This window comes from Streptomyces poriferorum, from assembly GCF_019399235.1.
Classification (GTDB): Bacteria; Actinomycetota; Actinomycetes; order Streptomycetales; family Streptomycetaceae; genus Streptomyces; species Streptomyces poriferorum.
Genome location: NZ_JAELVH010000059.1, coordinates 1 through 12,220, shown reverse-complemented (window position 1 = coordinate 12,220; position 12,220 = coordinate 1). Strand labels below are relative to the sequence as shown.

The following is a 12,220-nucleotide window of genomic DNA, read 5'->3' as shown; positions in this document are numbered from 1 at the left end:
CTCAAACCCAGTTGTTGCGCATCGCGTACCAGCCCAGCTGGACGCGGGACGTCACGGCGGCCAGATCCATCAGCGCCCGGACCCGGCGCTGCACCGTACGCGGCGACGTGCCCAGCTGATGGGCCGTCGCCGCGTCCGTGAGTCCCGACAGCATCAGCTGCAGAATGCGGCGGTCGGTGGGGCTCAGGTCGCCGTCCTCGCGCAGATACGGGCGCGAGCGGCGCCACACCGACTCGAACAGCTCGATCGCCAGCACCACGAGCGGCGGCCGCAGTTCCAGCGACCGTCCCGGCTCCACCTGGACCATGGCCGTCTCACCGTCCGCGATGAGCAGTTTGATCAACGGCTGGTCGACGACCCGGACTTGGTGGCCCCGTTCCACTCGCAGGTCCAGCGCGCGCAGTGCGGCCGGCTCGGAGAGGAAGTCGCGGTCCACGACGATGCGGTACGACGCGTCCGGATTGCCGTCCTTGCGCATCGGCGGTCCACTTCCGTCTGTCCGCTGACCGTCCGGTCCCTTCGGTCCGTCCGGCAGGGTCGTCGGTACGGGCGCCACCGTGTTCGCCCCCGATTGGAAGCCCCACAACGTGGTCCGGGCGGCGTACTCGATGTCGTAGATGCGCCGGGCCTGTTCCTCCCGGCTCTCCAGGACCCGGACGATGTGTTCGTCGCTCCCGCCGGCGCCGGATCCCCACTGTCCGAGCAGCCGGGCCAGCGCGGCGTCCGCGCCCCGCAGATGGTCCTGCAACTCGGTGAGCGACGCGCGCAGGGCAGGACCGGACGGCGCGGAGCCGGCGGGCCGCTGGGAGGGTGTTCCTGGGACGGGCGACATGCGCTCATTCTCGCCGCTCCCGTACACACCCGGCCAGGGACCCCCGTCGCGGCACGTCAGCGGCGTGCGGGTCCACGGTGCCCGCCCTGTCGTGATTGCGCCATGGCGGCCTCTCGCCAGCCCGAACACCCCCATGAGGCACCGGAATTGGTGACGCTTCTGGTTCAGCGACCTTTCGACCAGGAGTTGTTCCCTGTGAGACGCATCAGACCATGGCGGACCACCGCCGCCGCCGGGCTCGCGGCCGTTGCCCTGCTGGGCGTCGGCATACCCCCGGCCCAGGCCGGACCCGCCACCACCACACCCGTCACAGGCAGCGGCACCGACACCGCCCGCACCGTGACCGTCACCCTCGTCACCGGTGACGTCGTCGACGCCCGGGTCGACCACGACGGCAAGGTCCTCTCGGCATCGCCCCGCCCCGTGGACGGCACCGACCACCCCGCCGCCGTCTGGCAGGACGGCAACCGCACCTACGTGTTCCCGCAGGGCGTCGAGAAGCTCGTCGACGCCGGACTCGTCGACGTGCGCCTCTTCGACATCGGCCGGCTCGTCGCCGACGGTTACGACGACGCCCACTCCGCCACCATGCCGGTGGTCGTGGAGTACGCCGGGGGCCGCATGCCGCGGACCGCCCGGCCAGGCACCAGGACGACCGCTGCGCTCGACTCCATCGGCGGCGCCGGACTGGCCGTCACCAAGACGTCCGCCGCCGACGTCTGGAAGGACCTGGCTCCGGCGCAGGACTCGGCCCGTGCGGCCGGCGGCGTCACCAGGATCTGGCTCGACGCCAAGGTCCGGGGGAACGCCGTCGACGCACTCGGTACCCCGACCGTCCCCCTCACCGGAGCCGCCACCGCGCACAAGGCGGGGCTCGACGGCTCCGGAGCCAAGGTCGCCGTCCTGGACACCGGAGTGGACGCGGCCCACCCCGACCTCGCCGGCCGGATCACGCAGACCAAGGTGTTCGTGCAGGGCGAGGACGCCGACGACCGCACCGGCCACGGCACCCACACCGCGTCCACGATCGCCGGCACGGGCGCCGCCTCCGCCGGCCGCTACGCGGGCATGGCTCCGGGTGCCGAACTCCTCGTCGGCAAGGTGCTCGGCGACGACGGCTCCGGCACGCTGAGCGGCATCGTCGACGGCATGGAGTGGGCCGTCGCCCAGGGCGCCCAGGTCGTCTCCATGTCGCTCGGCGCAGACGGCGCCACCAGCTGCGCGGGACCGGACGTCGAAGCGGTCCAGCGCCTGGGAAGCAAGGCCCTGTTCGTCATCGCGGCGGGCAACGCCTCCCTGCGCGGCACCGTCTCCACACCCGGCTGCGCACCCGGCGCCCTCACCGTCGGCGCCGTCGACCGCAAGAACGAGACGGCGTCCTTCTCCAGCCGGGGTCCCTCCGCCGACGGGATCAACGCCAAGCCCGACATCGCCTCCCAGGGCGTCGACGTCGTGGCGGCGCGCGCCGGCGGCCGCGACGCCCAGGCGTACCAGTCGATGTCCGGTACCTCGATGGCCACCCCGCACGTCGCCGGGGGCGCCGCGCTCCTGCTCCAGCAGCACCCCGGCCTGGCCCCCGCCCGCCTTAAGGCGCTGCTCACCTCGTCGGCGAAGAACACCGACGCCCCCGTCCTGGACCAGGGCGCCGGCCCGATGGACGTGGCCCGGGCGACCACCCAGCCCGTCGTCGGCGACCCCAATCCGCTGCTGGGCGACTTCGCGTACCCGCAGGCCGGACTCGACCCGGTCGACCATGCGGTCACGCTGACCAACGTCACGGACAAGGACGTCACGCTCGCCCTCGCCGTCAGCGACGTCCGCGGCGACGACGGCTCCCGCGTCCGCGGCTTCGCCTCGGCCGCCCGCACCCGGGTCACCGTCCCCGCGAACGGCACCGCCGACGTGCCGGTCCGCATCGACCCGGCTGCGAAGCTCGACGCCGGCGACTACGGCACGCTCACCGGCCGCCTCGTCGGCACGGGCGCCCACGGCGTGCGCGTCACCGTTCCCTTCGGCGTGCACCTGGAGGTGCCGTCGGCCGACCTGACGGTCAAGGGCCTCGACCGGCACGGCGACCCGGCGTCGTCGCTCTCGACGTTCCAGCTGTTCGACGACCACCGTGACAGCGCTCGCCGGTACACCATCGGCTACCCGACCGCCGGCAGCACCACGATCCGGGTGCCGCTCGGTGCGTACTCCCTCGGTGGGATGATCATGACCAGGGACGAGCCGGGTGACATCGGCAGCGTGGCCTCGGTGTCCCAGCTCTACCGGCCGAAGGTCACCGTCTCCGGTGACACCACCGTCACCCTGGACGCCCGCGACGCGGAGCAGGTCGGGTGGGACACCCACCGGGCGAGCCGTCCCAACGGCTTCGCGATCGGCCTGACCTATGGGCTGGACGAGACCGGCCGGATGCTCGCCGGTTACGCGACCGCCGTTCCGTCGTACGTCAAGGCGATCTACGCCCAGCCGGTCCGGCACGCCGACAAGGTCACCTTCCTCGCCTCCGTACGGCAGACCGCGCCGCAGGCCGGTTTCACCACGGGCGGCGGACGGGTCCTGGACCCGCTGCCGGTGCAGAAGGCCACCGAGTTCGACGGCAAGGGCACTGCCGAGGTCGTCGCGATCGGCAAGGGCACGGACGCCAACTTCGCCGCCCAGGACCTGAAGGGCAAGGTCGCCCTGGTGGACGCCGGGACGGGCGGCGGCAACGCCTACCTGTGGGATACCGCTGCCAGGAAGGCCGGAGCCGCCGGTGTGCTGGCCGCGGTCCCCGACAGCAAGGGCCGCTTCCAGATCACCGGCCCCGAGGGGGGCCTTCCGCAGGCCACCATCACCTGGGACGACGCCCTCACGCTGAAGGCGGAGGCCGGGCAGACGGGTTCGGCGAAGCTGAGTTGGTCCGGCACCGCGACCGCGAACAGTCCGTACGTCTACAACCTGGCGTACACCTCGAAGGACGCGATCCGCCCCGGCATCCAGCGGGTCCGTGACAGCAAGCTCGCCGTCACCGACGCCCGTTACCACGTGCAGCAGGCCACGGGCGACATGACGTACTGGTCCGATGTGAAGGTGGGTCTGCCCGGCATGGCCGCCGTGTGGGCCGGCGGCACGACGCTGCCGCTGCACGCCCCGCAGCGCCGCACCGAGTACTTCACGCCCACCGGCAGCGAGGGCCTGACCTGGACCACGCTGATGCGCCGGGACCTCGGCCCGAACAGCGGCACCGCGTACGACGGACCGCGCGCGGTGCGGCAGGGCGCGTCCACGTCGAACTGGTACAAGTCGCCGTACGGCCCCGTGCGCAACACCTACAGCCCCGCGCTGATGACCCGTAACAGCAACCGGCTCACCTTCACCATCGCCCCGTTCGGCGACGCCGGGGGTCACGACTCCACCATCGCCCGGCTCGACTCCGGCACCCGTCAGCTGCTCGTGAACGGCGAGCCGCAGGCTCAGGTCTCGGGCATCTACGAGCTGCCCCGGGAGCAGGCCGACGTGACGTTCCGCCAGTCGTGGCAGCGGCCCGCCACCGCCATCGACCGCACAGGGCTGGCCTACGCCGCGGAGTGGAAATTCCGCTCCGGCGCCGCCGACCAGGGCGCCCAGCGCCTGCTCGTCCCGGTCCTCGACCTGCCGTCCGATCTGCGCAACTCCCGCCCTGCGGGCGAGGCGACGACGATCGGCATCGGCGCGGTCGTGGACGGCGCGGACGGTCCCGTCGCCCTGCAGGACGCCCGCGTGGAGTACGCCTACGGTGACGAGACCACCACGGCCGCGGTCACCGACTGGCATCCGGCACGGATGAAGCGGTCGCACGGGACCTGGCAGGCGGTCGTGCCCGGCGACGCCCCCGCCGGCACCTTCGTCCATCTGCGCGTCACGCTCGCCGACGGGCAGGGTGCGCGGGTCGGCCAGACGATGGTCCGCGCGTACGAAGTGCGCTGAGAGACACCGCGGGGCCGGCCCATCCGGGCCGGCCCCGCGGCGTACGGACGACGGATCAGGCGCTCACTGCCACCGGCTCCGACGCGGCGGCCGGCGTCTCGGCGGCGACGCGCTGCCGGTGATAAGTGCGCAGCCGCAGCGTGCACCGGATGCCGATGGCGGAGACCACCATCAGCGCGACGGCCGGCGGCCAGTACGCGCCGCCGGCCAGCGAGGACAGCCACACGGCGGTGACCGGGGCGAAGCCCGCGAAGACGAGGTTGCAGACCTGGTACGACAGGGAGATGCCGGTGTAGCGGACGTGCGGGGCGAACCCGTCCGCGAGGATCGCCGCCATCGGCCCGTACAGCGCGGACATTACGAACCGCATCGCGAGCATCGACAGGTAGATCAGTACGACGTCGCCGGTGTCCATGACCATGAACTGCGGTATCGACAGCAGCACCACACCCACGAGTCCGCCGACGACGACCCTGTGCGCGCCGATCCTGTCGCCGAGCAGCGCCAGGAACGGGGTGACGAGGAGTTCCAGGAAGGCGGCGAGGGTGAGGCCGTTGAGCAGCATCGACTCGGACAGCCGCTGGTCGTCGGTGCCGTACGCGAGCAGATAGCTCGTCACGACGTAGTAGCCGCCGGTCGCGGTGGCCAGGGCGAAGACACCGACCAGGACCGTCTTCCAGTCCTTGCGCAGCACCTCGGCGACGGGAAGTCCGCTCATCGCACCCTTCTTCCGCCCCTGCCCGCCCTTTTTCTGTTCGTTCTGCCTCTGTTCGGCGTGGATCTCGTCCACACCGGCGAGTCCTCCAGCTTGGTGCGGACGACCAGGCCGATCAGGACGAGGACGGCGGAGGCCGGGAACGGCACGCGCCAGCCCCAGCTGTCGAATGCCTCGTCGCCGAACAGGTTCATCAGGCTGAACATTCCGGTCGACAGGAGCGCGCCGACCGACGAGCCGAGCTGGGCGAAGGAGCCGAAGAAGGTCGCCTTGCCCTTGGGGGCGTTCTCGACGGCGATGAGTACGGCGCCGCCCCATTCGCCGCCTATCGCGATGCCCTGGATCAGGCGCAGCACGATCAGCAGGATCGGGGAGAGGACCCCGACCTGTCCGTGGCCCGGCCGCCGGGCCCGGGACCCACCATTCACCGGGCCCGCACCGACGCCCACTGCGTCCTGCACACGCACACGAAGGCGGGCTGCGCCGTCGCCGCCCAGCGGGGTGGCCTGCTGCCGGTCAACCAGATGTCGATGGAGTTCCACAACCGCGTGGGCTACCACGACTACGAGGGAGTCGCCCTCAACCTGGACGAGCAGGAGCGCCTCGTCGCCGACCTGGGCGGCCACCCCGCGCTCATCCTGCGCAACCACGGCCTGCTGACCGTCGGCGACAGCGCCAAGCAGGCGTTCCTGCGGATGTACTACCTGGAGAAGGCCTGCGAGATCCAGGTCACCGCCCAGGCCGGCGGCACCCCGCTGATCATCCCCTCGGACGAGGTCGCGGAGTACACCGCCCAGCAACTCACCGGCGAGGGCGGGGCGTCCTCGGACTTCGAGGACCACGACGCCTACGACCTCGCCCGGGGCGCCCTGCTGCGCCTCGTGGAGCGGATCGCGCCGGACTACAAGGACTGATCCATCCGTACGCCACCGGGCCGGGCCGTCGCACGACGGCCCGGCCCCTTCGTGTGCCCCGGAGCGGTGGCGGGTCTACGACGCGTCGTCAAGTCGCCACCCTTCGAGCTCCGTTGAAGCCCCACTGCGCTGCGAGGATGCGACGACTCCACGCTCAGTGAACCTTGGGGGTTCCCTTCATGCAGGTCAGATCCATCGTCGCCGCCGCCGGTCTGGTGGCAGCGACGCTCATACCCGTCACCGTCGCGCAGGCGGCCGGCCCGCCCGGCCCGGCCGGCACCACCGCCCGGCCCGAGGTGCCCGCCACCTTCACGGTGCCGCTGCCCACCGGCGACACCGTCACGGTCGAACGCTCCGGCGCCGCCATCCGCTCGGCCACCGTCACCCCGGCACCCGGCCGCGAGGACGTCTCCTTCACCACCAGTTCCGTGGGATCGGACGACGTCAGCGTCATCCCCTCGGACGCCGATCCGCTGCTCGCTGCCGGCCGGCTCGACCCCCGCCTCTTCGACGTCAAGGCGCTGCTGGAGGCCGGTTACGGCACGAAGGGCACCACCGCCGACGGCGGCGTGGGCATGATCGTCCAGCACGCCAAGGGAACAGGCGCCGCGCGGAAGGCCCGTACGGCGGCCGGCGTCGCGGCCCGTCCCGGCCACGCGATCCCCCGCCTGGGCCTGACCTCGCTCGACCCGCACGGCCGCACGGACGCCGCCGCCACCTGGAAGCGCCTCACCGCCGGCACCGGCCGCTCGCTGGCCGGCGGTGCGAACAAGCTCTGGCTGGACGGCCGGATGCACGTCGCCCTGGACAAGAGCGTCCCGCAGATCAACGCTCCGCAAGCATGGTCCGACGGGTACACCGGCAAGGGCGTCACCGTCGCCGTCCTCGACAGCGGCTACGACTCCGACCACCCGGACCTGGCGGGCCGGGTGAGCGTCTCGTCCAACTTCCTCGGCGGCGACACCGCCGAGGACGACAACGGCCACGGCACCCACGTGGCCTCCACCATCGCCGGCGTCGACAGCACCTACCGCGGCGTGGCCCCAGACGCGTCGCTCGCCGTGGGCAAGGTCTGCGACAACACCGGCTCCTGCCCGACCTCGGCGGTTCTGGCCGGCATCGACTGGGCGGTCAACACCGTCCACGCCAAGGTCGTCAACATGAGCCTGGGCGGGCCGGCCGACGAGACGGACCCCGCGATCGCGGCCATCAACGACCTGTCGGCGAGCAGCGGCACGCTCTTCGTCGTCGCCGCGGGCAATGACGGCGAGTACGGCACCGGCACGGTCGGGGCGCCCGCCATCGCCAACGCCACCCTCGCCGTCGGCGCGGTCGACGCAGACGACGAACTCGCCGCGTTCTCCAGCCGAGGCCCGCGCCCCAGCGACAACGCGGTCAAGCCCGACATCACGGCACCCGGCGTCAGTATCGTCGCCGCGAAGATGGGCGGCGGCCACACCTCCAAGAGCGGGACGTCGATGGCGACGCCGCACGTGGCGGGCTCCGCCGCGCTCGTCGCCCAGGCGCACCCCGACTGGAACGGCGAACAGATCAAGACGGCGCTCATGAACAGCGCCGAGCCGAACACCAAGCGCGCGCCGTACCAGCAGGGCACCGGCCGGGTCGACGTGGGCACCGCCGTGCGGCAGACGGTCCTCGCCTCCCCGGCGAACCTGACGACGACGGCCGGCTGGTCCGACGGCGCCGGCAAGGACACCGAGCACACCGTCACCTTCACCAACACCGGTGACAGCGCCACGACGCTCGACCTGGCCATCGGGAAGCCCCTCTCGCCCACCGCCCAGCCGGGCAACGCCGGGCAGTTCTCCGTCGACCGCGACCAGGTCACCGTCCCCGCGCACGGCACCGCGACCGCGACCGTCACCACCCGCGCCACCCTGCTGCCGCACGGTCCGTGGTCCGCGGTCCTCACCGCCTCGCAGGACGGCAAGCCCGTCACCCGCACGATCCTCGCCGTGAACAGCCCCGTGCCCAGTCACCAGGTGACGGTCCACGCCGAGCAGCGCGACGGCACTCCGGCGACCGGCACAGCCCTGCTGGTCAACCGCTGGACCGGCGACCGCTACCCGGTCCGCCTCACCGCGGGCACCGCAGCGGTGACCGTGCCGGAGGCCCAGTACTGGGTCGGCATGACGATCACCAGCGGCACCGGCACGGAGCGCACCACCACCATGGCCGCCACCTCCGTCACCCCGATCGATGACACCGCGGTCGACCTCGACGCCCGCACCGCCGTCCCGGTCACCGTCGACGTCCACGACCCGGCCGCCCGTGCCACGGCCGTACAGGCCGCGCTCGCGCTGCCCGCCGGCACCGGGATGTACACGCTGAGCGTGGTCACCACCGGCGAGCGTGCCGGACAGACCCTGTACGCGACGCCGTTCGCCGAGGCGGACGCCAAGTACCGTACGTTCGCCGTGTTCGCGTCCAAGGACGCCTCCACGCAGGCACCCAGTCCGTTCTTCTACCACGTGGCACGGACCTGGAACGACGGTGTGCCGGCCGGCCCCGCCTTCTCGGTCCACCGCCGTGACCTGACCGACGTACGCGTCCACCTCAACGCCCAGGGCGCCCCTGCCGCCGGTACCACCGGGGCCACGCCGGACGACGACGCCCTGCTGCCGCTCTTCATCGACCAGCAGGTCCGGTTCCCCTCGACCGTGCGCGACTACCGCACCGCCGGTGAGTGGCTCGACCGGGCCACGATCGCCGGCCGTCAGTCGATCGTGACCTCGGCACAGACCTTCGGCCCGCGCGCCCTGCGTCGCCTGGACTTCGCGGCCGCGGTGGTCGGACCGGCGCTGCCCGCCGTGGCCGCCTACCGTGTCGACGACACCGTGGTCTGGGCCGGAACGCCGTGGTTCGTCGACGGCGACGGCACACGCGGCGGCTCCGACTGGGGCGCGGAGGGCACGCTCACGCTGGCAAAGGACGGACAGCAGGTGAGCCAGTGGAGTGCCATCGGTAGCGCCAAGTCCGTCGCGGCCCCGGCCGGTCCGGGCCGGTACACCCTGGACGCGGACCTCACCCGTGATCAGGCCTACGCCACCCTGTCCACCCGTGTGCAGGCGCAGTGGGCCTTCGACTCGGACACCGACGACGGGGCCGGCACCGTCCTGCCGCTGATGGCCGTCCGCTTCACCCCGCACGGCCTCGACGCGTCCGGCGGGGCACGGTTCCTCGCCGTGACGCGAGTCGACCTGGCCGTCCAGCGTGCCCCGGGCGCCGCCGAAGCCACCGTCGGTCCCACCCGGCTGGAAGTCAGCTGGGACGACGGGGTCACCTGGCACACCGTCAAGGTGACCGCTGGAAAGCATGGTTCGCCGGACCACGCCTATCTGATCGCCCCCCTCCGCGCCTCGTACGCGACCCTGCGCGCCACGGTCACGGCGAGTGACGGCAGCTCGGTGAAGCAGACCGTCACCCGGGCCTTCCAGGTCAACAAGTCCCTCGGCTAGACGGGACTTTGGGCGGGCCGGCTCCTGCTGGGGAGCCGGCCCGCTTTCACGTGCGCGGGGGTGGCGAGGATACGACATGACGTACTTTCGCCATCGCCGCCTCCCAGACAGTGGCGCGCCGCTCAACGGCCAGTAATCCCAAGGTGAACGGGCCCTTCCGCGCTTTCGCCGGGCCGCTCCGGGCCCGGGGAGGCGGTTGTGGCCGTCGGCGAGACTGAGGCTCATGTCCACGTCCAAGCCCCCGCCCGATCCCGGAAATCCCGCGAGGACCACCGAGGTGCCGGAGCGTGCGTCTCGTCCGCTCGCCCGCTACCCCGCGCACGACGAGGTGCCGGAGGACACGGAGGAGAGACTGCGGGCCGTCTTCCGGCAGTTGGGGGAGGACCTGCGGCGCGCCGAGTCGGCCGTGGCCGGCCTCGTCCGCGCCCGGCCCGCGGACGACGGTCTGGTGTACGTGGAGACCGTCGACGGCCCGGCGGCCCAGGGGCGCAGGATCCTGGAGCTGGAGACCGGCGCCCGGCACACGTTCCAGGCGTTCCTGACCGGACTGAACACCGTCACACCGGTCCCAAAAACCTTGACGTCGCCTGCGGACGCTGCGCCGCCCGGGTTCGACTCGGTCCCCGGGGTCACCTACCAGCTCCTGGTCGACCGCGACTTCCTCGCCGAACCGGCGGCGGTGGCCGCCCTGGAGGAGCGGGTGCGCCGCGGTGAGCAGGTCCGGGTGATCGACAGCCCCCTGCTGAAACTGGCCATCGCCGACGGCGAGGTCGGCATGGTCCAGCTCGGCCCGGAGCGCGCGGTGCTGCTGCGGCAGCCGCTCACCATGCTGGTCACCGAGCTGTTCGCGACCGCCTGGCGGCACTCCCGTCCCTACCTGCGCGAGGTCGCCGAACTCGCCCCGGTCGACCGGCAGATCCTCCAGCTGATGCTTTCCGGCCTCACGGACGCGGCCACCGCCAAGCAACTGGGCACCTCGCCGCGCACCGTCCAGCGAAGACTGCGGGCGCTGATGGACCTGGCGTCGGTGACGTCCCGGCTCCAGCTCGGCTGGTACGCCATGCGCAACAACTGGATGTGACGGCCGGTCGCGTCCACCGGATGGCGAGGCGCCGACAGCACGCACGCTGTCGCACACTCGCCACCGGTACGCCTTGTCGTGGCGCGCGGGCATCCGCGAGGCTCCGGGGATCTCCCTGCACTTCCCCCGTGTCGACAAGGAGCCCCGCGTGCCCGGATCCAGACGGTTCCCCCTACTGGCGGCGGCCGCCGCCCTCGCCCTGAGCGTGAGCGGCCTCGGCCAGACGCCAGGCGTGGCCGCCCCGTCCGTCCCCGAAAGCCCCGGCCCAGCAGCGCAGCCCACGGAGCATCAGGTCACGCTCGTCACCGGCGACGTGGTGCGTCTGACCCAGTGGCCGGACGGCCGCCGCTCGGCGATGCTCGTCCCCGCCGAGGGCGGCGCCGTCCGCCACAACGCGTTCATCAGCGAATCGCCCGACGGCCTGTTCGTCATCCCCGAACAGGCGCAGGAGCTGGTCGACGCCGGCAAGGTCGACGCGCGGCTGTTCAACGTCAGCGCCCTGGTCGAGCAGGGGTACGACGACGCGCGCTCCGCCGACCTGCCACTGATCGTCTCCTACGGTTCCGGCGCCCGCGCGGCCCGTGCCGCCGTGCCCGACGGCGCCGCGCGCACCCGCACGCTGACAAGCCTCGGCGCCGCCGCGCTCCGTACGCACAAGAAGCGGGCCCGGACGTTCTGGGACGAGGCGGTGCGCCCCGGAAGCAAGGACGCGAAGACCGCGCTCGACGGGGGGATGACCCGGATCTGGCTCGATGCCAAGGTCACGGCCTCCCTCGACCGGAGTGTCCCGCAGATCGGCGCCCCGGCCGCCTGGCAGGCCGGCTACGACGGCAAGGGCGTGAAGGTCGCCGTGCTCGACAGCGGCATCGACGCGACCCACCCCGACCTGAGCGGCAAGGTCGTCGAGTCCCGCAACTTCACCACCGAGGGCGACACCGCGTCGGTGGTCGACAACAACGGCCACGGCACCCATGTCGCCGACACCGTCGTCGGCAGCGGCGCAGCCTCCGGCGGGAAGTACAAGGGCGTCGCCCCCGGCGCGCAGCTCGTCATCGGCAAGGTGCTCGACAAGAACGGCCAGGGGAGCACGTCCGCCGTCATCGGCGCCATGGAGTGGGCCGCGCACACCGGCGCCAAGGTGATCAGCATGAGCCTGGGCAGCGGCCCCGGCAACGGGGACGATCCGTCCAGTCTGGCCGTCGAACGCCTCACCGCGGAGACCGGCGCGCTGTTCGTCATCGCGGCCGG

General features: G+C 72.4%; 7 protein-coding genes and 1 pseudogene. 5 read left to right on the top strand and 3 right to left on the bottom strand.

Features of this window, described 5'->3' with window-relative positions:
• Position 1 precedes the first annotated feature (1 nt).
• On the bottom strand, positions 2-832 hold the full coding sequence (locus tag JGS39_RS13350) for a helix-turn-helix domain-containing protein (RefSeq protein WP_219569069.1): 831 nt from the start codon (positions 830-832) through the stop codon (positions 2-4).
• Positions 833-1,027: 195 nt separating this feature from the next.
• Here JGS39_RS13350 and JGS39_RS13345 point away from each other — a divergent pair, with 195 nt between their 5' ends.
• Positions 1,028-4,783, top strand: coding sequence for a S8 family serine peptidase (locus JGS39_RS13345; protein WP_219569068.1), 3,756 nt, complete (start codon positions 1,028-1,030; stop codon positions 4,781-4,783).
• Between the two features lie 55 nt (positions 4,784-4,838).
• Here JGS39_RS13345 and JGS39_RS40825 read toward each other — a convergent pair whose 3' ends face one another.
• A complete protein-coding gene (locus JGS39_RS40825) occupies positions 4,839-5,501 on the bottom strand; it encodes an MFS transporter (RefSeq protein ID WP_236062700.1) in 663 nt (220 codons plus the stop codon).
• Positions 5,498-5,854 (bottom strand): MFS transporter, encoded by a 357-nt coding sequence (locus tag JGS39_RS40820; protein ID WP_308120392.1) that lies wholly within the window; start codon positions 5,852-5,854, stop codon positions 5,498-5,500. Before JGS39_RS40820 ends, JGS39_RS40825 begins: the two co-directional genes overlap by 4 nt.
• Before the next feature lie 66 nt (positions 5,855-5,920).
• Between JGS39_RS40820 and JGS39_RS13335 the strand changes: the two are divergent.
• The 4 genes and pseudogenes from JGS39_RS13335 to JGS39_RS41660 all read left to right on the top strand — a co-directional run.
• Positions 5,921-6,412: pseudogene (locus tag JGS39_RS13335) on the top strand (class II aldolase/adducin family protein); the annotation flags it as partial.
• A 179-nt stretch (positions 6,413-6,591) separates the two neighbouring features.
• On the top strand, positions 6,592-9,891 hold the full coding sequence (locus tag JGS39_RS13330; RefSeq protein WP_219569067.1) for a S8 family serine peptidase: 3,300 nt from the start codon (positions 6,592-6,594) through the stop codon (positions 9,889-9,891).
• Positions 9,892-10,114: 223 nt separating this feature from the next.
• A complete protein-coding gene (locus JGS39_RS13325; RefSeq protein ID WP_236062698.1) occupies positions 10,115-10,972 on the top strand; it encodes a helix-turn-helix domain-containing protein in 858 nt (285 codons plus the stop codon).
• Between the two features lie 148 nt (positions 10,973-11,120).
• Positions 11,121-12,220: S8 family serine peptidase (locus JGS39_RS41660; protein WP_219569066.1), on the top strand; the 1,100-nt coding region annotated here is incomplete at its 3' end.

What these genes read in the sequence shown, in the direction of transcription:
- JGS39_RS13350 (WP_219569069.1), bottom strand. Translation starts at nt 832, where the DNA reads ATGTCGCCCGTCCCAGGAACACCCTCCCAGCGGCCCGCCGGCTCCGCG.
- JGS39_RS40825 (WP_236062700.1), bottom strand. Translation starts at nt 5,501, where the DNA reads ATGAGCGGACTTCCCGTCGCCGAGGTGCTGCGCAAGGACTGGAAGACG.
- JGS39_RS13330 (WP_219569067.1), top strand. Translation starts at nt 6,592, where the DNA reads ATGCAGGTCAGATCCATCGTCGCCGCCGCCGGTCTGGTGGCAGCGACG.
- JGS39_RS13325 (WP_236062698.1), top strand. Translation starts at nt 10,115, where the DNA reads ATGTCCACGTCCAAGCCCCCGCCCGATCCCGGAAATCCCGCGAGGACC.